Below are 25,842 nucleotides of genomic sequence, written 5' to 3'. Positions count from 1 at the left end.
AAGTAACAGGAGAGAGGTTGAATGAAATGAATATTACCTTACAAGAAGAAATGGCTGCCCAATTGAAGGGCAAAGATTTCCTTGCTTTGGCTGACTATACACCGGAAGAAATCGAATACTTAATTCACTACGGGATCGAGCTTAAGCGTAAGCAAAAGGCTAGAGAGCCTCATGCTGTGCTTGCCGGCAAGACACTCGGGATGATTTTCGAGAAATCTTCGACGCGTACGCGTGTTTCCTTTGAAGTGGGGATGTACCAACTGGGAGGTCAGGCTTTATTTTTGAGCAAAAACGACCTGCAGCTTGGACGCGGTGAAACGGTTTGGGATACGGCACAAACGCTGTCCCGTTACCTCGATGGCATTATGATTCGTACGTATGAACACCGTAAGGTGATCGATCTTGCACGCGGAGCGACGGTTCCCGTTATTAACGGCCTGACGGATTATGCGCATCCCTGCCAAGTGATGGCGGATTATCAGACTGTTCTTGAGAAAAAGGGCCGTCTCAAAGGCATTAAAGTGGCTTACATCGGGGACGGCAACAACATGGTGCATTCCTTAATGGTAGGTGCAAGCAAATTAGGGATGGACTTCGCGATTGCTTCTCCTGAGGGCTATGATCCTGATCAGGAAGTGATTCAAAATTCCAAGGAAAATGCTGCGCATTACGGCGGCAGCGTACTTCTGACACGCGATCCTCGCGAAGCGATTGAGAATGCGGACATCGTCTACACGGATGTATGGGCGAGCATGGGCTTCGAGGCTGAGCAGCAAGAGCGGGAGATTGCTTTTAAAAACTACCAAATCAACGAAGATCTGGTGAAGTACGCCAAATCGGATTACTTGTTCATGCACTGCCTGCCTGCACACCGCGGGGAAGAAGTGAGCGAGGGCGTCATTGACGGCGCACATTCCATTATTTTTGACCAAGCAGAGAATCGTCTTCATGCGCAAAAGGCTATTATGGCCGCGACCATGATATAATAAATAGATTTAGGAAACGGAGAGATTAGTAGACATGGCTAAGGAAAAAATCGTGCTCGCTTATTCCGGCGGGTTGGATACTTCGGTAATTTTGAAATGGCTTAAAGAGACGTATGACGCTGAAATCATCGCGTTCACGGCAGATATCGGACAAAAAGATGAGTTGGACGGTCTAGAGGAAAAAGCGCTCAAAACCGGCGCCTCCAAAATCTACATCGACGACCTGCGCGATGAATTCGCGAAGGACTTCATCAATCCGATGTTCCAAGCAGCGGCTTTGTATGAGGGGCAATACCTGCTCGGCACGAGCATTGCGCGTCCTTTGATCGCGAAGCGCATGGTTGAAATCGCGCGCGCAGAAGGCGCAACAGCGATTGCACACGGTGCAACCGGCAAAGGAAACGACCAAGTGCGTTTCGAACTAACAGCTGCGGCGCTTGCTCCTGAGATTTCGGTGATCGCGCCTTGGCGTTTGGAAGAATTCCGCGAGCAGTTCCCGGGCCGCGCTGAAATGATCGCGTATGCCGAGAAACATGGCATTCCAGTAACGGCATCCGCTGCGAAGCCGTATTCGACAGATCGCAACTTGCTGCACATTTCCTTCGAAAGCGGCATGTTGGAAGACCCTTGGTTCGATGCAGCGGCTGACAGCAACAAAGATATGTACGTCCTGAGCGTAGCTCCGGAAGATGCTCCGGATCAAGCGGAATACATTGAGCTTGAGTTTGAAAAAGGCGACTGCGTAGCAGTTAACGGCGCGAAACTGACGCCGCTTCAAGTGATGGAAACATTGAATGAAATTGGCGGCAAGCATGGTATCGGCCGTGTAGATATGGTAGAAAACCGCTTCGTCGGCATGAAGAGCCGCGGCGTGTACGAAACTCCAGGCGGAACAATTCTGTTCACCGCTCACCGCAAAATGGAATCCTTGACCATGGACCGCGATGTTATGCACCTTCGTGACTCCCTGATCTCCAAATATGCCAGCCTTGTTTACAACGGCTTCTGGTTCGCTCCTGAGCGTTTGGCGATTCAAGCGCTTGTTACAGAAAGCCAAAAGAACGTATCCGGTACAGTTCGCTTGAAATTGTACAAAGGCAACGTCATCGGAGCTGGCGTGAAGAGTCCGGTATCCTTGTACAATCCGGATATTGCGACGATGGAAGCTGATCCGACGAAAGCTTACGACCAAGGCGATGCTACTGGCTTCATTCACTTGAACGCCCTTCGTCTGAAAGTATCTTCGGGTGTTGAGCAAAACGCTAAGAAGTAATCAACATAGGCTATGAAACCGGGCTTTCCCTCGTGGAAAGCCTTTGGGCTGTAAAATAGAGAGGAGTGGATGCACGTGTCAAAACTATGGGGTGGACGATTTACGAAGCAAACCGACCAATTGGTTGAAGAATATACAGCATCAATTATGTTTGATAAGGAGCTGGCCGAGGAAGACATTCAAGGCAGCTTGGCGCACGTGACGATGCTTGGCAAATGTGGCATTCTTCCTGCGGAAGATGTCGAAAAGATCAAGGACGGCCTCTACGCGGTCCAAGGCATGATTCGCCGCGGCGAGTTGGAGTACACGATTCAGAATGAAGATATTCACATGAATATCGAAAAAACGCTGATCGATTTGATCGGTCCTGTTGGCGGCAAGCTGCATACGGGCCGCAGCCGTAACGATCAAGTGGCGACGGACATGCATTTGTACCTGCGCAAACGGGTAGTCGAGTTCGTTGGACACCTTATCAAGCTGCAGGAAGCTCTTCTTGATCAAGCGAAGAAAAACATCGATACGATTATCCCGGGATATACGCATCTTCAACGTGCGCAGCCGATTCTGTTCGCGCATCACATGATGGCTTATGTCAGCATGTTTCAGCGCGATCTTGAGCGCTTGCAGGACAGCTACAAGCGCGTGGACATCCTGCCGCTAGGCGCTGGCGCGCTAGCTGGCACGACGTTCCCGATAGACCGCCATTTCGTGGCGGAGCAGCTCGGGTTCGGACGCGTATACGAGAACTCCCTGGATGCGGTCAGCGACCGCGATTTCATCCTGGAGTTCCTCTCTAACGCGTCCATGATCATGATGCACCTTTCTCGCTTCAGCGAGGAAATGGTGCTTTGGTCCTCCACCGAGTTCGCGTTCGTTGAACTCGACGATGCTTTCTGCACCGGCAGCTCGATCATGCCGCAGAAGAAAAACCCGGACGTGGCGGAGCTCGTCCGCGGCAAAACAGGCCGCGTCTATGGCAACTTGTTCGGTCTGATGACCGTGCTGAAGTCGCTGCCGCTGGCGTACAACAAGGACATGCAGGAAGATAAGGAAGGCATGTTTGATACGGTTCGTACGCTGCAAGGCGCGCTTCAACTGTTCGCTCCAATGGTCGCTACCATGAAAGTGAACACGGATCGCATGAGACAAGCCGTGAACCAGGACTTCTCGAACGCTACGGACATCGCAGATTACCTTGTTAACAAGGGACTGCCGTTCCGTCAAGCTCACGAAGTGATTGGCAAAACGGTGCTGTATTGCATCCAGAACAAAAAATATTTACTCGATATGAGCATCGAGGAGTTCAAAACGTTCTCAACGCTGTTTGAGTCCGATATTTATGCCGTGCTGCAGCCGGAGCAAGTTGTGAATGCACGTAATGTCTACGGCGGAACGGCAAGCAATCAAGTGTCAGAAGCTATTGCCCGTGCCGAGCAAGTGTTGGCGCAGTCCAATGAGTGGTTGCAAACCTATTTGGAGAAGAGCAAATAATTATTTAGCTATATCAAAAAGCCTTCAACGTCATCCAGGTGGATGGCATTGAAGGCTTTTTATCTTTTTATCTGCCGGTGACCGAGATATACCCGGTGTCGACTCTAACTTTCACTTTTTTGCTGCCATCCCCGAGGGTGCCTTTGGCAGAGTGATGGTCTTCATGATCTACAGTAAGACCAGGTACTTCCAGATTGGCGCTGCCCGTATCGGCGCTTAGGTCGAAGCTCACATTTTTAGGCGTTGGCTCAAGTGTAAGGCGGACACTGCCTGTGTCGGATTCAAGGGAAACCGAATCGCCTATATCGCTTAATTTTGCCGTGATACCACCTGTATCTGTCTTGATCTTTACCTCGCCTTGTCCTTCTTGGATGTGAATATTCCCTGTATCTGCTTGGAGATTTAATTGCTTGCCTTCATAGCGGTCTAGTGAAATGTTGCCTGTATCCGTGCTGGCAGTCAGTTTTTCTGATTTGAGATCATTGAAGTTGAGATTGCCTGTGTCGGAAGTCACGGTAATGGCTTTGTACATTTTATCCGGCAGGGAGACTTCGGTTTTGAGCCCAAAGCCGCGGCCGGCAATCAAATTTTTAAGTTCGGTGATATCAAAACCAAAATGGATGCGATCTTTTTCTTTCGTGCAAACATCAACTCGCCATACATTGCTTCCTTCTGTGGCTGCGTCAATCGTGCATTCATTCGCGTTAGCTTCCCGCATCGTACCGACTAGGCGTACTTTAATTTCATCGCCATTTGTTGGGACGAAAGTGATGTTCGAATCATCGTTTTGAAGGATGAGGGTGTCGATATTTGCTGCTGCAATCTTCTTCTCGATATTAATATTGGAGACGCCTGCATTCAGATCCAAGGTTTTGAACGAAACAGCCGCACCGATGAGTCCAACTGCCAGGCAGGTAAAGCCCGTTATTAAGAAAAATTTATATCTGCTTTTCACGGCTTAAGCCCCCTTAATTAATTTGGCATTGAACTGGATGTACGCCCGGGTGATTTTGAAAAATAGTTGGAGCAGCCAGGTGCTGAGTGTTGTGAGAATGATGCCTAACCCGAAGCATGCCAACATGGTAAACCCAATAAACTGCAGATCGCTGCCGACGTGCTCCATAAAGCTGCCAAGCATACCAGCGATCGGAGCGACGATTAGTGCAAAGCCAGAAGCGAACAATGCAATTAACGCTGCCAAGATACCGAACCATGGGCCAACAACGAACAGGAGATTGAAAAAGCCTAGTGCAATGCTGACGATAATCGCCTTCAACCCTGTTTCCTGCTTAGCCGGATAGGGGTAAGGAGGTTGCTGCGCGTAATAAGGATTCTCATAAGGCGGCGGCGTATAGGGCGGAGGTGTAAAGCTACCGGTTTCCGGTGCCTGCTTAGGTGCCGCTGGCTCGGGTTTCGTATATATTTTCTCAAGCGGTGGAGCTTTTGGTGCTTGAGGAGTTTGATATGCTTGATGTGCTTTAGGCGTTGGAGGCGTTTGTGGTGCTATAGGAGCTTGAGGAATTGACTCCTGTTTTGCACTTTTTGCAGCCTCCGGAGGGCTGACCGCTGAGGCATCTTTCTGTGCATCCCAGTTAGGAACACGCGGATAACCTAGCGATTGTGCCACCTCATCCTCGTGCTTGCCGTTCTCAATCGCTTTTTGGAACAATTCCTCGTAGACAGACAATATATTTTGGCGCTCCTTCTCTGGAAGTCCGCGCAGTCGATAGTTGAGTTCTTTGAAATAATCAATCTTGCTCATCGTTCATCCTCCTTAACTCATATTGCGTACTCTTATCATAATAAAAAAAAGTCATAGTGACCTAGTAACTACAGTCACATGACCTTTAGATGTTTTACCCGTTTTATGCCTCAAAATAGTCACAAAGATTACCGGAACGAAGGTCCTTTGACGCCGTCTTCTAAAATGGGTTGTGTCGAGTCAGGCGTGCCCCCCAATTCAGGTTTGACATCACCCCGGTTGGAGGCGACCAAGGTCGGCACTGGAGAGTACTGATCCTTCGAGATGAGTTCTTTGCTGACGAAAACGCCGTTTTCTCTTTTAATCCGATAGGTTTCAACTTTGTAACCTGCTTTACCTGTGCTGATGGGCCGAGTGGCTCCTGGAGCTAGCGTTGTATTATGCAAATATTTAATTGGAGGTTGAATCGTTTCTATGACGTTGGATTCTATGTCATAAGTGATCGAGGGAGACATGTGACCGAATAGCTTAACGGTGATGTCCCGATCCGTTGTGACGGTGCGAATCAATAAATAGGCGTCGGTATTGTTGCGAAACTTGAAATTGATATAGCCATTGGCGTAAGTCGCATCTTGTCCGAGCGTGACGTAGCTGACAGGCAGGGAGTGATTGCGGCGCTCAACAATAGCGAGTCCACTGCGCAAAACAGCATTGTACAGTGTTGTCGATACTTGGCATATGCCGCCGCCGATACCGGGAACCAGCTTACCGTTAAGGATAACCGGCGCTTCCTTATAGCCGAACGTAGTTTCTGTCTGTGCAATGATTTTGCTATAGTCGAACGTTTCTCCTGGTGCCATGAGCAAATCTTGAATGGACGCGGCAGTGGAGCGAATATTGTGAATCCGTCCTTCGCCGGAAGCGGGAAACGTGGTTGTGAACTCTGATATTTTGCGGTCGATGCCCTGCTGCTTCAAAGTTTCTACGGTTACGGCGGGACTCTGCTCGTACAAAGGCAGTGTCAATCGAACGGGTGCGGCGTTGTGAATATACGAAATGGAGGGAGCGACTTCTTGTAGGTGTTCCCCCAAATGTACAGTGTCAATGCGTAGTACTCTGCGTTCCGGTTCATAATTTAGCGAGTCCTGAGCAGTCACGATCCGCTTCGCCGGCGCAGGCTGCTGGCTGTAGAGGTCTTTCCAGGCCTCTTTCAAAACCGCGTTTAGCTGATCTTCGTTCACGGTAACCTCAATCGGAATATCGGCATGTCGAAGCTCCCAGCGGGCTTTTATCCGTTGCAAGGGTGAAGCTTCGAACAATTGGGCGATAGATTGCGTGAGCGCATCATCATGATATTCGACGCCTAGTTGTCCAAGGGTCAATTGCCGATTGGCGATGTCCGGATAGGAGGTTTGCAATTGGACAGGAAAAGCTTTTAGCAGCTCAAGCCTCTCCTCGTATTGCTGTTGGAACGTATCATAAGGCATGCCGCCGACGCGCCAGCCGGCAACCGTGAATTTCGGAGGCAGTGTGCCCTGAGAACCATACAGGTAAAGAGCGATGCTTATTGAGCTTAGCAGTCCTATGGAGATCGTCGCATAGAAGGTGGCTTTTCTAATGAGGGGTGGCATGTACAGCGTCTCCTTTACATACGAATGAGTGAAAGGCCTGTACTACCATATGTATCTTCTATCCGCTCAATTTATTACTAAAACCTTGCGGCCCTTAAATGTGTACAAATCATGATATAATGACACTAAACAACAGGAATTTTGAACGATTTTAGAAGGAATTTCCGACTTCGTGTCGAACTCCTTAAAGCTGTCTGTACAGCAGAGAGACTTTGGGCTTCGCTTAAGGACCCCTATATTAGGATGTGATATTGTGATCGAAATGCAGGACGTATGGAAAACGTACTCCAACGGTACTCATGCATTGAGAGGGATTAATGTAAAAGTAGACCGCAACGAGTTTGTCTATGTTGTCGGACCTTCCGGGGCTGGTAAATCGACATTTATGAAATTGATGTATAGAGAAGAAAGACCGACCAAGGGCCAAATTTTCGTGAACGGATTCAATTTAGAAAAGTTGAAACAGCGTAAAATACCTTTTTTGCGTCGAAATATCGGGGTTATTTTCCAAGATTATCGATTGCTGCCGAAGCTGTCTATTTTCGACAATGTAGCCTTTGCTATGGAAGTGATTGAAGCACCGAAGAAACAGATCAAGAAACGCACGATGGAAGTGCTCGAACTGGTGAGGCTGAAGGACAAAGCAAATTCACTGCCCTCACAACTATCCGGCGGTGAGCAGCAGCGTGTCGCCATTGCCCGGGCAATAATCAACAATCCATCCGTCATTATCGCCGATGAACCGACAGGAAATCTCGACCCTGAGACATCGTGGGGAATTATGAAACTTATGGAGGAAATTAACTTCCGTGGTACGACAATCGTCATGGCTACGCATAACAAGGAAATCGTAAATACGATGCGTAAAAGAGTCATTGCAATCGAGAATGGCCTTATTGCTCGTGACCAGTTACGGGGGGAATACGGCTATGAAGATTAGTACATTCTCCCGGCACTTGCGGGAAGGTACGCGGAATGTTGTCAGGAACGGATGGATGACGTTTGCGTCGATCAGTTCAATCGCAATCTCGTTGTTCATTCTAGGAATATTCGTGCTGATCACATTGAATGTCAATGATATTGCCAGTCAAATTGAGGATCAAGTTGAGATTAACGTGTACCTGGAGGTTAACACCCATCAGGATCAAATCACAGAGCTCCAGACCCAAATTCAAGGCTTACAGGGAGTCAAAACGATCAAGTTCGTATCGAAAGAAGAAGGACTTGTCTATTTGCGTCAAAAGTTAGGCGAAAGCGGCAAAGCTTTGCTTGATGGTTTTGAAGGAGAAAACAATCCGCTGAATGATGCATTCACAGTTGAAGTGGATGATCCCAGAAATGTAGCCGTGGTTGCGGATCAGATCAGCGCACTGAATGCAGGCAAGGATCCAAAGCCTATTTATAAAGTGAATTACGGCAAAGGGACTGTTGAAGCTTTATTTAAAGTAACGCAAATTGTTCGTTGGGTCGGCTTTGGAATTGTGATTCTGCTCTCCTTTACGGCGGTTTTCTTGATTGCCAATACGATCAAAATTACGATTTTAGCCCGTCGCAAAGAAATTTCAATTATGAAAATGGTTGGAGCGACGAATTCATTTATTCGTTGGCCGTTTTTTATAGAAGGAGCTTTACTCGGATTCGTGGGTTCTTTAATTCCTGCTTTAATTATTTTGGGCGGATACTGGAAGTTGCTGAACTTAAGTTCTTTGAACCTAAATTTATTGATGATTGAGCTGACGCCTTTCGGGAAGATTGCTCCTACAATGATTGCCTTGCTGTTAGGTATTGGCATCGTCATAGGCGTCTGGGGATCCCTAATCTCCGTCCGCAAATTCCTCCGCGTCTAATAAGGAGGCTTTAAAAGCCGACTTTGATAACGAAGTTATTCTCTGTAGCTTACTCGACGTCGAATCTTGAACGAAAATGGGGTAGTCCGGTACTCATGTAGCTCGCTACACTCCGTTCCTCCTACACCCATTTTCGTCCAACCTTCTCGGTTCTGAAAGCCGGCTTTTAAAGCTTTTATTTTTGTTTTCATAGATTCAAAGATTAAAAGATTAGAGAATAAGAGATTTGAGAGGAAGTCCAAATAAGCATCATGTTTTTGATGATGAGGAGGCTACGTGCTTGAAGAAGAAGATTCTACCCTTGGTGATGTCATTTGGGATTGCCGCTTCGCTAGCGGTGCCATATGCAGGTTATGCCGCATCCACAACGGATAAGATCGATCAGCAGTTGACTCAACTTAAGAAACAGAAGGCAGAAGCGCAGCAGAAGGCGAAAGACGCCGAGAATCAGATAGATAAAGTGCATTCAGAGAAGGACCAGGCCACCAAGGATATGAATACGCTTGTCCAACAAGTCAATGAAGCTAGTAAAAAGCTTACGCTGTTGAATGAGCAAATCGATCAAGTTACCGATACGTTAGAGGAAAACGGGAAACAGCTAGATGAGGCGATAGCACGGGTAGAAAGTCGCGATCAAATGCTGAAATCCCGCGTGCGTTTGATGTATATGAACGGTTTTGTTTCTTACATGGATGTTGTTCTGAGTGCTACCAGCTTTTCTGATTTCTTGAACCGAATTGAGGCTTTGAAATCTATTGTAAATCAAGATAAAGTCGTGCTAGAAGCAAATAAGAAAGATAAAGAGATTGTCGCTAAGAAGAAGGAAGAGACTGAGCAGCAGCTCGAAAAGGTTAAAAAACTTTACGCAGATGCGGATGCATTAAGAGACGATCTTCAGGCGAAGGAAAAAGCGAAAGAAGTCAAAATCGCTTCACTTACGAAGCAGGAGAAGACGCTTGAAGATATTTCGGAAGAGAGCGACAAGTTAATTACGCAATTGGCGAAGCAAGAGGCGGATCTTCAGGCGAAGAAACGTGCTGCGACCAAAGCGAAGTCTCCCTTCACTTATTCCGGAGGCAAGCTAGGTTACCCTCTGGCAGCGCAAGCGCCGCTTACGTCGGATTTTGTTAACCGGATTAATCCCGTTACAGGCAAAGCAGAGAATCATAAGGGCATTGATCTAGGAGCTCCGAAAGGGACAAGCATTCTTGCTGCGGAGAACGGCTCCGTCATTTATGCTTCTTGGATGAACGGTTACGGGAACTGCGTTATCGTCGATCACGGAAATGGCTTATGGACGTTGTACGGCCATATTATGAATGATGGCATCTATGTCAAAGTCGGCGATGCCGTCAAACGGGGGCAGAAGATTGCCGGAGTTGGTTCGACAGGACAATCGACAGGGAACCATCTGCATTTCGAGGTTAGGCTGAACGAAACTCCGACCGATCCTAAACCGTTCTTACGATAGGACAACTTGGTTATAAAACGGGAAGAGCTTGTCATATACTACAAACAAGCGAACCCAAATGGGTTTTAGGAAAAAGGTGGTGAATCACGCTTTGCAATTCAAAGGACGCACGGTCATTGTTTTTGTATTGTTAGCTATGTTTGCAAGTAGTATTGTGACATTGACGGTAGTCGATCCATCCTTCACATGGGGGCGGAGTGAGCAGCCAGCGGGCAGTGCAGCCGACTCTACAGGATCTTCGGCAGGCCTGTCGAGCAAGGACTTGAGTAAAATCTCTACAACCTTTCAACTGATCGAAAGTAAATATTTGAAACAGCCGGATCATGATAAGCTCGTTAACGGCGCGATCAACGGCATGCTGGAATCCCTGGAAGATCCGTTCACGGTATATATGGATCAGAAGGAAGCTAAGCAGTTCGATGAAAGTATTACGTCCTCTTTTCAAGGCATAGGGGCTGAAGTTTCGATTGAGGAAGGCAAGTTCGTCATCGTTTCCCCAATTAAGGGCTCCCCTGCGGAGAAGGCGGGCATTCAAGCCAAAGATGTCATCCTCTCGGTGAACGGAGAAAAGCTAGATGGTCTGACGCTTAACCAAGCGGTCATGAAGATTCGTGGTCCGAAAGGAACGCAAGCGAAGCTTGATCTTCTTCGTCAAGGTGCAGGCGATCCGGTTCAAGTGATTGTAGTCCGCGATAATATTGATGTGGAAACCGTCTACGGAGAAATGATGCAGGATCAAATAGGGAAAATTGAGATTCGCCAATTCTCCTCGAATACAGCCGTACGCTTTGCTGAAGAACTGAAAAACCTTGAAGCCAAAGGGATGAAGGGACTCGTTATCGATGTTCGTAATGATCCGGGCGGTCTTTTGAACGTCGTTGTCGACATCGTGAATCCTTTTGTGAAAAGCGGCAAACCGATCGTTCAAGTAGAGAATCGGGACGGCAAGCGGGAGCCAACGCCTTCGACAGGGACAGGCAAGAATTATCCGGTTACGGTATTGATCAATAAGGGCAGCGCTAGTGCTTCGGAGATTTTGGCGGGGGCTTTCCAAGAAGCGGTCGGAAGTAAAATTGTCGGTGAAACTTCTTACGGTAAAGGGACGGTTCAAGTCACTTTTGAGAAGGAAATGGGCGACGGCAGCAACATCAAGATGACCGTTTACAAATGGTTGACGCCGAACGGCAATTGGATTCACAAAACAGGTATTCAACCGGATATCGCAGTGGAACAACCGGCCTACTTCAAAGCAGCGCCGCTTTCCAAGAAAGCTGTGCTTAAACAAGATATGACGAGCGATGATGTGAAAAACTTGCAGCTAATGCTGGCGGGTCTTGGTTTTAACCCTGAGCGCTCGGACGGTTACTTCAATGAGAAAACAACGACAGCCGTGAAAGCTTTCCAACGGACGAACAGCTTGCCGATGACCGGTGAAGTCGATACGGAAACCGCGAACAAAATCGAGAAGCTGTTATTGGAGCAAATTCGCGAGCCTAAGAACGATTTGCAGTTGAAGGCCGCAATTGCGCAAATTCAAAAGCAACTTGGGAAATAATTAGTAGTTAGATGTTGGAAATTCGCAGCGCAAGGCAGGAAAATGAGCCCTCGCAGTCGAAATACAGTAGGAAGGGTGCTTCGGCAGCCTTCCTATTTTCTTTATATCGAGGAGACCGGAATCGTTATGGATGTTCTGATTCAACTCTTGGAGAGGCTGCTTCATGCGGTAGGGCAGCTCTTTGCGAATCCTTTCTACTATATAGGCGTTTTATTTATCGTGCTGCATTATCGAAAGCAAATTCAAATGGAACGTAAGTTATTTCATACACGCCTGCATTCGCTACTCAATGAGACGTGGCGTACGGTCTTTTGGGGATGGATTGGGGGTGTGTGTGCCTCTGTACTTTTACTGTTCGTGGGAGTAAACCTCCAATTTGATGTGGTTATTCTACTGTGGGTCATCACGGTCATCCTAGTCTTGCTTAGAGTGAGATTCCTTTGTTTGGCCTACGCAGTTGGCATCCTGGGAGTTGCCCAAGTGATCTTGTCTTGGATTCCGGATACGGCTAGTCTGAAAGAGACATTGCCGATGCTGGAGATCGTCAGACATGCGGATATTCCTTCCTTGTTGGCCATTGTAGCTGTTCTCCATCTGCTCGAGGGGATGCTTACTCATTTCCAAGGAGCGCGCATGGCGACACCGTTGTTTCTCGAGGGTAAACGCGGGCAAATCATCGGAGGGCAGCAGCTGCAAGGCTTCTGGCCTGTACCCTTATTTTTACTGGTGCCTTTGACGGGTGGTAGCGACATAAGTTTACCTTGGACAACTTTGTTCGGGGCCAATCTCGCCTCAGGATGGACTTTACTTGCTTTCCCGGCGATGATCGGATTCACGGAATTAACGATTTCGAAGCTCCCGCGCAAGCAAGCGCGTGCAAGTGCGAATCTGCTTTACCTATACGGCATAATTTTGCTGGCTGCCGCGGTTGCTGCTCATTTTTGGTCGGTGATTGTGTTGTTAGGGGCTTTGCTAAGCATTGTGTTGCATGAGGGATTGATCCGCTATAATCAATGGATGGAAGAGAAACAAGTTCCCTTCTATGTCCATTCAACACGTGGACTCATGGTGCTCTCCGTTGTTCCAAACAGTCCCGCGCAGGAAATAGGGATTCAAACGGGTGAAATCATTCATAAAGTAAATGGCCACAAAATTAAGACGAAAGCTGATTTGCATTTAGCTATGGGGCTGAATTCGGCTTTCTGTAAGCTGGAAGTATTGAATGAGGAAGGCGAGGTCCGCTTTCTGCAGCGGGCAATCTTTAACGGCGATCATCATCAATTAGGCATTATTTTAGCTCCTGATCAGGAGGCTTTGTACTTCACAGAGCATAGACCTGTGCATCTTTTTTCCTATATGCGAGGGAAATTAACTGGTTTGCTGAAGAATGATTCAACGAAATCGATGTAAAAAAAAGAAGACCCTATCTCTTTATTCGAGAGGAAGGGTCTTTTTCGCTTACTTGGGAACGCTGGTAGGAGCTAGCCCATCACGTAGGACAATGATTTCAACGCGGCGGTTTTTGCTGCGGTTTTCATCGCTGTCATTTGGAACTTTGGGCATTGTATCCGCGTAGGCTGTCGCGATGAATTTGTTATCATCCAGCTTGGCCGTATCACTGAAATAGCGCAGCACCGATAGGGAGCGAGCGAACGAGAGTCCCCAGTTATCTTTGTAGGGAGAGCCTGTTGCGAGCGGCAAGTCATCGGTATGGCCTTCAATGCTTACCTTACTGTTCAGCGTCGGGAAGAGAGAGGCGAGCTTTTGCAGAATAGGGGCTGAGCCACCTTTGAGATCCGCTTTTCCTAAATCAAATAAGAACAAATCATTCAGTGTAATCGCTACACCGCGCTCTGTATCACTTGCGGACACTTGCGCCTCCAGATTTTGATCTTTAATGTAAGCTTGTACTTGTTTCAAAAGATCTTGGAGTTCTTTTTCGCGCTTTTCTTTCTCGTTCTCATCAGGTTTTGCTTTATCTTTTTCTTCCTTCTGATCGTTTATATTTTGCTTCGTATAATCTTTGTCCTTGCTGTCGGAATCGCCTTGCTTCGGAGTCATTTGGCCGCTAATGCCGCTTCCTTTGTCCAAAACAGAGTCGGCTTTCTGGAACTGCAGGTTTAATACTTGCGCCAGAACGGCATACTTTTGAACATCGACCTTACTCATCGCATACATAATGATGAAGAAAACGAGCAGAAGGGTGATTAAGTCAGCATAGGTAATGAGCCATCTTTCATGATTGACGTGCTCTTCTTGCTTCTTACTTCTCCTCGCCATAATCGGCTTCCTCCTCTACCGTTGGTGCTTTTTTGGACGATTTCTCGTGGAGGAAGGAGGTCAGTTTTTTCTTAATCAATTGCGGGTTTTCGCCGGCTTGCAGAGCAAGAATGCCTTCAAGCATCAGTTCCATTTCGGCAACCATTTCCTTACCGCGCACTTTAATTTTGGTCGCAAGCGGCAGATAAATTAAGTTGGCGCTCATAACCCCATATAGTGTAGCTGTGAAGGCAACAGCGATGGCTGGGCCGAGACTCGAAGGATCTTCGAGATTGCCTAGAACGTGAATAAGTCCCATAACGGTTCCGATAATCCCCATCGTTGGGGCATAGCCGCCTCCAGCTTCGAATATTTTGGCCATATTATCAACCTGGTGCTCAATGGCATCCATTTCGAGCTCGAGAATTTGTCTGGTCAATTCGGGATCTGTTCCATCTACGACCATAAGCAAACCGTCTTTCAGGAAAGGATTGGTATGCTCCTGAGCGCGCTGCTCGAGAGCCAGTACACCTTCTCTTCGTGCAATCGAAGCCATTTCCACTAGCTCTTCAATCGTAGCAGATGGATCTCTTTTTACTTCTCTGAAAGCAATGCCCAGAGCCTTGGGGATTTTGGCGAGAATAGAAAGAGGGAAACTGACTGCTACCGCTCCAAATGTTCCGCCGAAAACAATTAACATCGCGCTCGGGATAATCAATGAACTAATGTGGCCGCCATCCCACATATAACCGCCAATTAAACCTACAAGACCTAAGACTAATCCTAAAACCGTTGTCAAATCCATGACTGTACCACTCCTATTTAGCATAAAAAGAATTGGGGGCCCTACAAGTGGCCTGATGATAGTGTGTTGGTGACTCGTGATGATGGATTCAGGCCGTAACAGATATTGCCGTTTGCATCAAAGATTTAAAAAGAGTATAATGGAAAAACCAGAACAAACATTCTTATGATGAGTGTAAAATGTTACCATCATATATGTACGACAGGTTCCATAAACTTCTTTATCGGAAATTACAAAACGAAAATGAATAGGATAAAAGTTCGATTTATTACCAATAAGTGTAGGTGATTATGGATGAGTGAACTAGTTAAGAGCTCTAAGAAATTTGAGCTTGTTTCTGATTTTGCTCCACAAGGCGATCAGCCACAAGCCATTGAAGAGATTGTTCGAAGCATTCAAGCCGGCAACAGACATCAGACGCTCTTAGGAGCTACAGGAACAGGGAAAACGTTCACTGCTGCGCAAGTTATTGCGAAGTTGAACCGCCCTACCTTGATTATTGCGCATAATAAAACATTGGCCGCACAGCTGTGCAGCGAATTTAAAGAGTTTTTTCCCCACAACGCCGTCTCCTATTTCGTTAGTTACTATGATTACTACCAGCCTGAAGCCTACATTGCCTCCTCCGACACCTACATCGAGAAAGATTCCAGCATCAATGAAGAGATCGACAAGCTTCGCCATTCCGCGACCAGCTCCTTATTTGAGCGTCGTGACGTTATTATCGTTGCGAGTGTGTCGTGTATTTATGGTTTGGGTTCGCCGATGGAATATGGTAATTTGCTGCTTTCTTTACGCGTAGGGATGGAGAAATCACGCAATGAGATTTTACACAGGCTTGTGGACATTCAATATCAGCGCAACGATTTGAACTTTGTGCGCGGGACGTTTCGTGTACGCGGGGATGTTGTTGAGATTTTCCCGGCATCGCATGGTGAACAAGCGGTTAGGGTTGAATTGTTCGGTGACGAAATTGAGCGGATCACGGAAATTAATGTACTGACAGGCGAGATTGTCGGTGAGCGTGATCATATTGCGATTTTCCCGGCGTCTCACTTTGTGACGCACGAAGATACGATGAAACGCGCGCTTGTGAATATAGAGCGAGAGTTGGAAGAACGTCTTGCGGAGCTGAAAGAGCAGGGGAAACTGCTTGAAGCACAGCGATTGGAACAGCGAACGCGCTATGATATGGAAATGATGCAGGAGATGGGCTTCTGCTCCGGAATTGAGAATTACTCAGGGCCGCTGACATTCCGTGAGCGCGGTGCAACGCCATATACGCTGATTGATTACTTCCCGGATGACATGTTATTCATGGTCGATGAGTCTCATGTGACGTTGCCGCAAATTCGCGCTATGTATAACGGGGACAGAGCTAGAAAAGAAGTGCTGGTTGATCACGGCTTCCGCTTGCCCTCTGCACTAGATAACCGTCCATTGCGATTTGAGGAGTTTGAGGAGAAAGTTAACCAGATTTTATATATATCAGCAACACCAGGACCCTACGAGTTAGAGCATTGCCCTTATATGACACAGCAAATTATTCGTCCTACGGGTTTATTGGATCCTATTATTGAAGTGAGACCGACCAAGGGCCAAATCGATGATTTGATTGCGGAAATTCAAGATCGGATTCGGAAAGACGAGCGGGTGCTCGTTACGACCCTGACGAAGAAGATGTCGGAGGATTTGACGGATTACTTTAAAGAAATCGGCATTAAAGTTCGCTATTTGCACTCGGATATCAAGACGTTTGAGCGGATGCAAATTTTACGTGACTTGCGTTTAGGTACCTTCCATGTGTTAATTGGGATTAACTTGCTCAGGGAAGGACTTGATTTGCCAGAGGTATCTCTTGTCGCCATTCTGGATGCGGACAAAGAGGGATTCCTGCGGTCGGAACGCTCGATGATTCAAACCATTGGACGCGCAGCGCGTAATGCCGATGGCCGGGTTATCATGTATGGAGATAAGATTACGGACTCCATGGAGAAAGCCATTCGTGAGACGAGTCGCCGCCGCAGCATTCAGGAAGCTCATAATGAGAAGATGGGAATCACACCACAAACGATAGCCAAGAAAATTCGTGATGTTATTGAAGCTACGAAGGTAGCTGAACAGAAAGCGGATTACTTGACCGATGTGAAGGGTGCGAAGATGTCGAAGAAAGACCGCGCTTCTTTGATCGAACGTTTGGAAGGCGAAATGAAAGAAGCTGCGAAGAATTTACAGTTCGAACGGGCGGCACAGCTGCGTGACGCTATTATGGAAATGAAAGCTGAAGCCTAAATGGGCTTCAGTTTCACATAGGAGAGGAAGGTTACCCGTGTCTAGAGATCAAATCGTCATTAAAGGAGCCAGAGCTCATAATCTAAAAAATATCGATGTCACGATTCCACGTGATAAGTTCGTAGTTCTAACAGGCTTAAGCGGCTCGGGCAAATCGTCGTTAGCCTTTGATACGATTTATGCCGAGGGTCAGCGCAGATATGTTGAGTCATTGTCTGCCTATGCCAGACAATTTCTAGGCAATATGGATAAGCCGGACGTAGATTCCATTGATGGACTATCACCGGCTATTTCTATTGATCAGAAGACGACAAGCCGAAATCCGCGCTCCACAGTGGGGACCGTAACGGAGATTTATGACTACTTGCGGTTACTGTTTGCGCGTATCGGACGTCCGCATTGTCCAACACATGGCATTGAAATTACATCGCAAACCGTGGAGCAAATGGTAGACCGAATCATGGAGTATCCGGAGCGCACCAAACTTCAGATTCTGGCTCCCCTTGTTTCAGGACGCAAAGGCGAACATACGAAACTTTTTACCGACGTACAGAAACAAGGTTTTGTAAGGGTACGCGTGAACGGAGAGACGATCGATCTCTCCGAGAAGATCGAACTCGACAAGAACAAAAAGCACACAATTGATGTTGTAGTTGACCGCATTGTGATCAAAGAGGATGTGCAAACACGTCTTGCTGACTCTTTGGAAACAGCGCTTAAGCTCGCGAATGGTCGAGTTATTGTTGATATTATCGACAAAGAAGAGCTGATGTTTAGTCAGAATCTGGCATGTCCGGAGTGCGGTTTTAGCGTGGAGGAACTGGCGCCAAGGATGTTCTCCTTTAACTCGCCTTTCGGTGCTTGCCCGGAATGTGACGGACTCGGCAGCCAGATGATTGTCGATCCTGATTTGTTAGTGCCTGATATGAAGCTGACGATTGAAGAAGGTGCTTTTGAAGCTTGGGCCGGCAGCACGTCCAACTATTATCCGCAGTTTCTTGCGGCAGTTTGCGATCACTATTCGATCCCTCGCAATGTCCCTGTATCCGAGTTGTCGAGTGATCAAATGAAGGTCATTCTTTATGGGACAGGCGGGGAGAAGATCCGCTTCCGCTACGAGAATGATATGGGAGCGACCAAGGAGGCGTTGGTTCCATTTGAGGGGATTATCCGCAACTTGGAACGCAGATTCAAAGATACTTTCTCTGAGGGCATCAGAGAGCACATTCAGACGTACATGAGCACGAAGCCATGTCCGAAGTGCAAGGGGCAGCGTCTGAAGCCCGAGACACTTGCCGTGACGATCAACGGCAAGAACATTGCTCACGCGACCTCCCTTTCCATTGGAGATGCAGAGGAATGGTTCAAAACGCTGGATCTGAACGAGAAAGAGCTCACTATCGCGAACCTGATTCTCAAAGAAATCAGAGCGCGTCTTGGATTCCTGGTGAATGTTGGTCTTGATTACTTAACGATGCATCGTGCAGCGGGTACGTTATCAGGCGGAGAAGCGCAGCGGATTCGACTCGCGACGCAGATTGGTTCCAGCTTAATGGGCGTTCTTTATATTTTGGATGAGCCTAGCATTGGGTTGCATCAGCGGGATAACACGCGTCTGATTCAGACGCTTGAGCATATGCGGAACCTGGGTAACACGCTGATCGTCGTTGAGCATGATGAAGATACAATGATGGCAGCGGACTACATTATCGACATCGGACCTGGTGCCGGTATTCACGGGGGGCAAGTAATTGCCCAAGGTACGCCAACAGAGCTCATGGCGGATGAGAACTCGCTCACTGGTCAATACCTTAGCGGCAAGAAGTTCATTCCGATTCCGGCAGCGCGCCGCAAACCGAATGGCAAGTGGATCGAAGTTAAAGGGGCCAAAGAGAACAACTTGCGCAACGTTTCGGCTAAAGTACCATTAGGCGTGTTCACTTGCGTAACAGGCGTATCCGGCTCCGGCAAAAGTACGTTAATTAACGAAATCCTATTCAAAACGCTGGCGCGTGATTTGAATGGAGCGAAAGTTCGTCCTGGTGAACACAAAGAAATTATCGGACTTGAGCACGTGGACAAGGTTATTGATATTGACCAATCGCCGATTGGCCGTACACCTCGTTCGAATCCAGCGACTTATACGGGTGTATTTGATGACATCCGTGATGTGTACGCGAATACGAATGAAGCTAAGGTGCGTGGCTACAAAAAAGGACGCTTCAGCTTTAACGTGAAGGGCGGCCGTTGTGAGGCTTGCCGCGGAGATGGCATTATTAAGATTGAGATGCATTTCTTGCCAGACGTCTACGTGCCTTGTGAAGTGTGCAAAGGCAAACGATACAACCGTGAGACAATGGAAGTGAAATATAAAGGCAAAAGCATTTCAGAAGTGCTTGAGATGACGATAGAGGACGGCTGCGAGTTCTTCAAGAACTTGCCGCGGATTCATCGTAAGCTGACTACACTTCTAGATGTGGGGCTGGGCTACATGACGCTTGGCCAGCCGGCAACGACGCTGTCCGGGGGCGAAGCCCAGCGCGTGAAGCTCGCGGCGGAGCTGTACCGCCGCAGCACAGGCAAGACGATCTATATCTTGGATGAGCCCACAACGGGGCTCCACATCCACGATATCGATCGTCTGCTGAAGGTGCTTCACCGCCTCGTAGAGAGCGGTGAAACCGTACTTGTCATCGAGCATAACCTCGATGTGATCAAGACGGCGGACCACCTCATCGATCTAGGCCCTGAAGGCGGCAGCCGAGGTGGTCAGATCGTGGCTTCCGGTACGCCGGAAGATGTTGTGAAGGTGGCCGGTTCCTATACCGGCCAGTACTTGAAACCGATCCTCGAGAGGGATCGGGAACGCTCGGAGAACTATGCGAAGCGGTTGGAAGTTTTGGAAGAATCGGTCGGTTAAAGGGCCGAATCGCAGCGAGGCCTCACGGATGAATGCCGTGGGGCCTTTTTGCATGGGAAGAACGCGAACACAATTTTGTTAATCTTTTACATACGGGGCTGATCCGATCTTATTCGTCAGAATATTCATAATTCCGACTTATTTAACATGGCTTTTGTTAAGACTTAATTGGATTCGACAATTTAACCCTCTATCAAAAAATAAGTGAATAGTCCTATAATTAAGATAGTAGTTGCAACACGATATTCCTAGCTGACTATTCAGGATCGAGAGATATAAGCTATACAAATCTATTACTTCATGGAGGATTGCTATGAAACCGACGTTAGAAATACAGGAGATTGTTTCTGCATTAGGAATAGATCCATTTCGCTTTTTAGACTGGCAGGAAAAAGAAATAGGGCTGAAGGATCAGCCAACAACACCAATCGAGGAACATAAAGAAACGCTCTCAGCCTATGGATTAATGGCCTAGGAAGTAGTTCTATACATAAAATAGTCAGCTAAGCCCGAGTGTCTTCCAGAGACGTTCGGGTTCTTTGATTTTGAATCCATACTGGGTAAACACGAGCTGTAATAAAGGGGGAAAAAGAAGGGCATTGTAACCTTAAAGGTGTAATATTTTCCGCAGCAGGTGGTTAATCTAACCAAAAGGTGACAAACTTGTTACACATGCGCCTAATCACTTGCATCTAGTGTCCAATCAAGCTAACATAGAATTAAAATAGCAGGACGTGTGCCTTGCACCGAGTTATTAGAAGGAGGGTTTCACCATGTTATTCGCGGAAGCAGCAGCAGCAACAACAAGTACGTATACAAGCTTTGATATTTACGTTTTGATTTTCACAGTGATTATTGCCATTGCGTTCATCAGACAATTGATCTCCCCTAAGAAAAATTTCTTTGCCCTAGGATTCGCGGCAGTTGCCTTGCTCGTATTCGGCCTCATGGATTATGTCATGATTACAGGCTGGTAATTCAGAGCTAACCTATGCTTTACAAGATAAAAGCCCACAGGACCAAGATCGTAAGATCATCGGTGCCTGCGGGCTTTTTTGATGGTCAGGAAGAGAGTAAGCGGTTAGCCGCTTATACCCACCACATTTCTCCAAGCGGTTCTTTGATCAGAACTTGCTGAAGGTTTTGAACAGCTTTGGAGAAGCCTTCTTCAACGGACATCAATCCGTCTTCGTGCTCAATGCTCACGACGTAGTCGTAACCGACAAGACGCAATGCGCTGATGATGTCAGCCCATACTTTCATGTCATGACCGTAGCCAACGGAGCGGAACTGCCATGCACGATCAAGCATGTTTGCATAAGACTGCATGTCCGTAACGCCGTAACGGTTGACATTGTTAACATCCATGGATGTGTCTTTCGCGTGGAAATGGTGAATCGCTCCTGCGCGGCCAAGAATTTGTACGGCTTGTACAGGGTCAATTCCTTGCCACCACATGTGACTCGGGTCTAGGTTGGCACCAATCACGTCACCTGCTGCTTCACGCAGACGTAGAAGGGTAGCCGGTGTATGTACGGAGAAGCCGCCGTGCAGTTCCAAACCGATTTTGATATTGCGGTCAGAAGCATATTTCCCTGTTTCCGTCCAGTAAGGAATGACTTTATTTCCCCACTGCCAGTCAAGAATTTCTTGGAAATCGTTCGGCCATGGAGCTACCGGCCAGTTCGGATATTTGGCATCCTCGTGGTCACCAGGGCAGCCTGAGAACGTGTTAACCACAGGGACTTCAAGGCGCTCAGCAAGATCAATCGTTTGTATAATAGCATCATGGAATTCTTTTGCAATTTGTTTTTGCGGGTGAAGCGGGTTTCCGTGAACGCTCAAAGCACTAATCGTCAAACCGCGGGATTCTACCGCATGTTTAAAAGCTTTTAACTTCCCAGCATCAGCAAGCAGCTCAATTGGGTTGCAGTGCGCATTACCAGGGTAGCCCCCAGTTCCAATTTCGACAGCTTCTAAGCCCTTAGAAGCAACATAATCAAGAGCTTCCTCTAAAGGTTTTCCACCAAACAGAACCATAAAAACGCCTAACTTCATTAGGTACACCTCCATAAATGGTAAACAACCACACAAATTATAACACTATCATCCCGTAAAATGAAGCAAGCCTTTATAGATCCGCAGAACCGTCTCATAATTCGAGCTATAAATAATAACGGAGAACGTCACTAAGACTTGTGTCACGAAACAGCGGAAATAAAAATAGGTTTTAGAAACTTTCTTTTTATTTACCGTTGTAATTTTGAAAATATTCTCGATCGCAAGAATGATCCCGTGATAGAGACCATAGAAGAAGTAAAGCCATGTAAAGCCATGCCATAGGCCCATTAAGACCATAATTAAAATGGACAAGCTGGAGGCAACCCAGCGGGAAGGCACAGTACGCGAGAAGAACATGAAGATATGATCACGGAAAAAATCGCCCAGCGTCGCGTGCCAGTTGCGCCAGAATTGGGTCATGGAAGGCGAGAGCAGCGGCCGTTTGAAGTTTTCAGGCATCGTATAGCCCATCAATCGCCCAAATCCGATGGCCATATCCGAATAGCCGGAGAAATCAAAGTAAATGAGTGCATAGAACCATACGAGCAGAAATAATGACTGATGCGTGTGCAAGTCCTGCTTCAGCACTTGATCGAAGACGCTGGTCATCCAAGTGACGATCACGATCTTTTTGAACAAACCCAGAATAATGCGTTTAACACTGTCTTCAAAGAGGGCGGCGTCTACCGTGTACGGCTTTTTGCTATCGGCCATAAAATCTCTGAATTTCAAAATCGGCCCTGAAGTAAAAGTTGGGACAAACAGCAGATAATTCGCATAATCAATGGCAGGCACTTGGCCGTCTTTTCCAAAGAAATAAGCAAAATAATAAGCATCTATCACTTTCAAGACATTATAAATGAGTCCCAGGTAGATGACGGCGTCGAACAGCGGGTTGTGAAAAATGCCCATGATGAAAAGCCGGACACCTAGAAAAACGCCGATAATATTAGCGGCAAGCGCAAAGATAAAAGTAGCTTTACGCCAAACGGTCGTGCGGCATAAATACACAAATCCAGCGTAGTTGATTACAGTAAAAGCAGCATAGAAAATAAGCAGCTTTTGACTGTACAGCAGTAAAAAGCAGAGACTGAAAATGATCATTAGAATACGTTTGTTGTCGGCCCACTTGCGGGTGAGCATCAGAACGGCAACCATGCCTATCATAGCGATAATTGCGTTCATTTGCATATAAAACATAGCTTTAGAACTCCTCGCTTGGAAAGGCTGATTAGAATTTCTCGTAGATAAATAGGCCCTTACCGGTAAAATAAATGAAAACCAGATACAGCATCACGAGATAGATGAGGACTTCGGCTATTTTCCTAAGGACTTTAACCATGTGTCCACCTCCTTCGTAAATATCGGAGCGCCTTCTTCGCGGTTTAAGTGTACGAGATCATGAAAATACTTGGGATCGTACGTATGCATCAAATCCAACACAGGTACACCGGCGTTTTTCAATTGGCCGTTTACCGCTTCTTTCAAGGAAGCCACGTAAGGCGGATCGGCATATCCTTTGTTCCAAGGCATCCAAATCACTCGCAAAGGAAGCTGCTGTTCCTTAGCATAGCGTATGACCCACTGCAGGGCGTCTAGATTGTCTTGGAAGTCTTTCAAGGTCATAGCGCCAAAACGTTTGTCATACTCGGTCCACTTCGACTGAAGGAAGGCATCGTCCTTACGGCCAGGATACAGCTCTTTATCTATCCAACGCGGCTCGTAGGCTAAGCTTCCTTTTCTTAAATTACGGACGAATTCTTCGCCGGAATCACGGAAATAGTCACGGTACGTATACACATAGGGCTGATACCATGGTTTGAACCATTGGTAGGTCGGATCGGTTTCGAGGGGATCTAGCATCGTATGAACATCAATGCCGATCACCAGTTCATCACGAACCTGGTACAAATGATCCTCGAGGATCCCTTTAAGATCGGTGATCTTCCCATAGGAGAGCCCCATCTCTACCAAATGGGCATCGGATTTCTCTTCGATGTAAGCCCCTGTCACAGCTGAATTACCGAAGAAAACCGGACCCGATTGGGACCAGCTGTGGTGGTAGAGTGTTTTGGTAAAGTCGTTTTTGTAGAAACGGCGCGAGCTAACCATCGGGTTCCACCAGGAGATGAGAAGGTCCGAAACGACGATCGCTAGCAGCAGGCCGAGTATGAAACTATTCTTTTTAAGAAATGTGGCTGCTTTCAACGGAATCACTCATTATCTTGGATTAGGATGGGGCCCACAGCTGACTTCAAATGATCAAAGGTCGGCGTGTGGGCCCAAGTAAGAATTTGAATAGAAGAATAGGACGATTAAGTGATAAAAAGGGACTAACGGTTCCTTACAGAGCCTTTTCCTGCCAAGCGTGGTACTGCTCGCGGAAAGCGGCCGGCCATTGCTGCTCATCTAATCCGTATTGCGCCAAGAATGCGAAAGCCCAGCGCTCAATACCGAAGCCTACACAGCCTGTAACCGCGTTGCGTTTGCCCATTTTAATATTAAACGCATTACCGAAGGTATTGCTATGGAAATTGACAGAAGAGCAGGCAATCGACTTCTTCACATGCGGAATCGTCAGACGCAGCTCGTATTTCATTTCTTGATTGCGTTGGAAGGAAGCCTTCACTTGGAAATCATTCGTGAAGAAAGGGTCATTGGCAATTTCCAACATGGAATCTACATGCCATTCCACGGCTAATTCTTTAAGATATTCAATCGATTTCAAGCGATTTTCTTTGACGAAGTCCGGTTTGCCGACGAAAATGATTTCGCGCATGGAGAAGTCGAGCAAACGTCCGAAATCGCTGTGGTTTTTGGACTCGAAGCGGTGGCACTTGGCAATTGCCGTTACCACGATGCCTTCACCCTCAAGCGTCTCATTCTCTAACCCCTCATAGCAATGGTAGCAAGTGGATGGATTCATCATGAAGTTAGGCTTCACCATGTTAGGATCAAGCTCTAACGGCTCATCTTGCTTCCAACCGCCAGCATCACGAATGGATTGGGAGAACGATTCAATCACATCCAAATCTTCGCGTAAATGCGTAACGAAGTGAATATGCTCCGGGAATGACGTGAAATGGTTTGTTTTGTTCAAAGTGTGACTATGAATAACCGCAGGATATTGCTCCTCCTGCATGCCTTCAAATCGTTTAGCAATTTTCGTCACGAATGAGTAATCCAGGAAGCGCATCAAGCTGGAGAAAGGCTCACGGAAAATGAACAGACCTGGCTCTAGAATCTTAATAGCTTTGCGCTCGACTAATTCAGCGATAATATCGCCTTCATAAGGAGTGTCTACTTTATTTTCGAATAAAATATTTTCTTTGAATCCGAAATCGCCATGGGAGAAACGTTCGATCAAACGTCCGACTCTCTCTGTAATTCCCTCATTGCCATTCGGTGAGTTGTGCGTGATGATGATGTGGCCGTCAACAAGCGCGATATCCTGAATATGCTCATCGGCAAAGGCGGAAGCATACTTGACTTGTCCGTGCTGGCTTTCGGCTAAGCCTTCTAGAGAAATTTTACATGTCAACATGAGTG

21 protein-coding genes are annotated in these 25,842 nt (G+C 47.1%); 12 read left to right on the top strand and 9 right to left on the bottom strand.

Annotation, left to right across the window (positions count from 1 at the left end; all coding sequences use genetic code 11):
- Nucleotides 1–26 precede the first annotated feature (26 nt).
- From argF to argH, 3 genes are all read left to right on the top strand, one after another.
- Nucleotides 27–986, top strand: a complete 960-nt coding sequence (gene argF, locus ACUN27_RS37310) for an ornithine carbamoyltransferase (protein WP_127453295.1) — start codon at nucleotides 27–29, stop codon at nucleotides 984–986.
- Nucleotides 987–1,020: 34 nt separating this feature from the next.
- A complete protein-coding gene (locus tag ACUN27_RS37305) occupies nucleotides 1,021–2,259 on the top strand; it encodes an argininosuccinate synthase (RefSeq protein WP_326061704.1) in 1,239 nt (412 codons plus the stop codon).
- Nucleotides 2,260–2,334: 75 nt separating this feature from the next.
- Entirely contained in the window at nucleotides 2,335–3,750 is a 1,416-nt protein-coding gene (gene argH / locus ACUN27_RS37300) for an argininosuccinate lyase (protein WP_315955600.1), read from the top strand.
- Nucleotides 3,751–3,817: 67 nt separating this feature from the next.
- Here argH and ACUN27_RS37295 read toward each other — a convergent pair whose 3' ends face one another.
- The 3 genes from ACUN27_RS37295 to ACUN27_RS37285 all read right to left on the bottom strand — a co-directional run bounded on the left by ACUN27_RS37295 (nucleotide 3,818) and on the right by ACUN27_RS37285 (nucleotide 7,083).
- Nucleotides 3,818–4,705 carry a DUF4097 family beta strand repeat-containing protein gene (locus tag ACUN27_RS37295; protein WP_315955601.1) on the bottom strand — a complete coding sequence of 296 codons (888 nt, stop codon included), beginning with the start codon at nucleotides 4,703–4,705 and terminating at the stop codon, nucleotides 3,818–3,820.
- Between the two features lie 3 nt (nucleotides 4,706–4,708).
- Nucleotides 4,709–5,512, bottom strand: coding sequence for an HAAS signaling domain-containing protein (locus tag ACUN27_RS37290; protein WP_445560582.1), 804 nt, complete (start codon nucleotides 5,510–5,512; stop codon nucleotides 4,709–4,711).
- Nucleotides 5,513–5,640: 128 nt separating this feature from the next.
- A complete protein-coding gene (locus ACUN27_RS37285) occupies nucleotides 5,641–7,083 on the bottom strand; it encodes a VanW family protein (RefSeq protein WP_315955603.1) in 1,443 nt (480 codons plus the stop codon).
- Between the two features lie 253 nt (nucleotides 7,084–7,336).
- On the opposite strand from ACUN27_RS37285, the gene ftsE reads away from it, so the two are divergent.
- The 5 genes from ftsE (at nucleotide 7,337) to ACUN27_RS37260 (ending at nucleotide 13,366) form a co-directional block, all read left to right on the top strand.
- A complete protein-coding gene (gene ftsE / locus ACUN27_RS37280; RefSeq protein WP_127453284.1) occupies nucleotides 7,337–8,023 on the top strand; it encodes a cell division ATP-binding protein FtsE in 687 nt (228 codons plus the stop codon).
- Nucleotides 8,013–8,930, top strand: coding sequence for a permease-like cell division protein FtsX (gene ftsX / locus ACUN27_RS37275; RefSeq protein ID WP_315955604.1), 918 nt, complete (start codon nucleotides 8,013–8,015; stop codon nucleotides 8,928–8,930). Before ftsE ends, ftsX begins: the two co-directional genes overlap by 11 nt.
- A gap of 280 nt (nucleotides 8,931–9,210) precedes the next feature.
- Entirely contained in the window at nucleotides 9,211–10,401 is a 1,191-nt protein-coding gene (locus tag ACUN27_RS37270) for a murein hydrolase activator EnvC family protein (protein ID WP_315955605.1), read from the top strand.
- Between the two features lie 91 nt (nucleotides 10,402–10,492).
- Nucleotides 10,493–11,956, top strand: a complete 1,464-nt coding sequence (locus ACUN27_RS37265; protein WP_315955632.1) for a S41 family peptidase — start codon at nucleotides 10,493–10,495, stop codon at nucleotides 11,954–11,956.
- A gap of 126 nt (nucleotides 11,957–12,082) precedes the next feature.
- Nucleotides 12,083–13,366, top strand: coding sequence for a PDZ domain-containing protein (locus ACUN27_RS37260; RefSeq protein ID WP_315955606.1), 1,284 nt, complete (start codon nucleotides 12,083–12,085; stop codon nucleotides 13,364–13,366).
- 48 nt (nucleotides 13,367–13,414) lie between these two features.
- On the opposite strand, the gene ACUN27_RS37255 is transcribed toward ACUN27_RS37260, so the two are convergent.
- Together ACUN27_RS37255 and ACUN27_RS37250 are read right to left on the bottom strand one after the other, a co-directional pair.
- Complete coding sequence (locus tag ACUN27_RS37255) at nucleotides 13,415–14,236, bottom strand: OmpA/MotB family protein (RefSeq protein WP_157318501.1); 822 nt, start codon at nucleotides 14,234–14,236, stop codon at nucleotides 13,415–13,417.
- Complete coding sequence (locus tag ACUN27_RS37250) at nucleotides 14,220–15,020, bottom strand: flagellar motor protein (RefSeq protein ID WP_315955607.1); 801 nt, start codon at nucleotides 15,018–15,020, stop codon at nucleotides 14,220–14,222. Before ACUN27_RS37250 ends, ACUN27_RS37255 begins: the two co-directional genes overlap by 17 nt.
- Nucleotides 15,021–15,314: 294 nt before the next feature.
- Between ACUN27_RS37250 and uvrB the strand changes: the two genes are divergently transcribed.
- The 4 genes from uvrB (at nucleotide 15,315) to ACUN27_RS37230 (ending at nucleotide 21,209) form a co-directional block, all read left to right on the top strand.
- A complete protein-coding gene (gene uvrB, locus ACUN27_RS37245; RefSeq protein ID WP_315955608.1) occupies nucleotides 15,315–17,312 on the top strand; it encodes an excinuclease ABC subunit UvrB in 1,998 nt (665 codons plus the stop codon).
- A gap of 37 nt (nucleotides 17,313–17,349) precedes the next feature.
- On the top strand, nucleotides 17,350–20,232 hold the full coding sequence (uvrA, locus tag ACUN27_RS37240; protein WP_315955609.1) for an excinuclease ABC subunit UvrA: 2,883 nt from the start codon (nucleotides 17,350–17,352) through the stop codon (nucleotides 20,230–20,232).
- A 313-nt stretch (nucleotides 20,233–20,545) separates the two neighbouring features.
- Nucleotides 20,546–20,707: a hypothetical protein gene (locus ACUN27_RS37235; protein ID WP_315955610.1), complete on the top strand. Its 162-nt coding sequence runs from the start codon at nucleotides 20,546–20,548 to the stop codon at nucleotides 20,705–20,707.
- A 298-nt stretch (nucleotides 20,708–21,005) separates the two neighbouring features.
- Complete coding sequence (locus ACUN27_RS37230; protein ID WP_315955611.1) at nucleotides 21,006–21,209, top strand: DUF2759 family protein; 204 nt, start codon at nucleotides 21,006–21,008, stop codon at nucleotides 21,207–21,209.
- Nucleotides 21,210–21,321: 112 nt separating this feature from the next.
- On the opposite strand, the gene ACUN27_RS37225 is transcribed toward ACUN27_RS37230, so the two are convergent.
- The 4 genes from ACUN27_RS37225 to ACUN27_RS37210 form a co-directional block, all read right to left on the bottom strand.
- Nucleotides 21,322–22,290, bottom strand: coding sequence for a sugar phosphate isomerase/epimerase family protein (locus ACUN27_RS37225; protein ID WP_315955612.1), 969 nt, complete (start codon nucleotides 22,288–22,290; stop codon nucleotides 21,322–21,324).
- A gap of 48 nt (nucleotides 22,291–22,338) precedes the next feature.
- On the bottom strand, nucleotides 22,339–23,493 hold the full coding sequence (locus ACUN27_RS37220; protein ID WP_445560581.1) for an MBOAT family O-acyltransferase: 1,155 nt from the start codon (nucleotides 23,491–23,493) through the stop codon (nucleotides 22,339–22,341).
- Between the two features lie 117 nt (nucleotides 23,494–23,610).
- On the bottom strand, nucleotides 23,611–24,501 hold the full coding sequence (locus ACUN27_RS37215; protein WP_445560580.1) for a hypothetical protein: 891 nt from the start codon (nucleotides 24,499–24,501) through the stop codon (nucleotides 23,611–23,613).
- 136 nt (nucleotides 24,502–24,637) lie between these two features.
- Complete coding sequence (locus ACUN27_RS37210; protein WP_445560579.1) at nucleotides 24,638–25,837, bottom strand: hypothetical protein; 1,200 nt, start codon at nucleotides 25,835–25,837, stop codon at nucleotides 24,638–24,640.
- Between the last annotated feature and the right edge of the window lie 5 nt (nucleotides 25,838–25,842).

Source organism: Paenibacillus sp. WC2504, from assembly GCF_052682475.1.
This window is presented reverse-complemented; position numbering and strand designations above follow the sequence as displayed.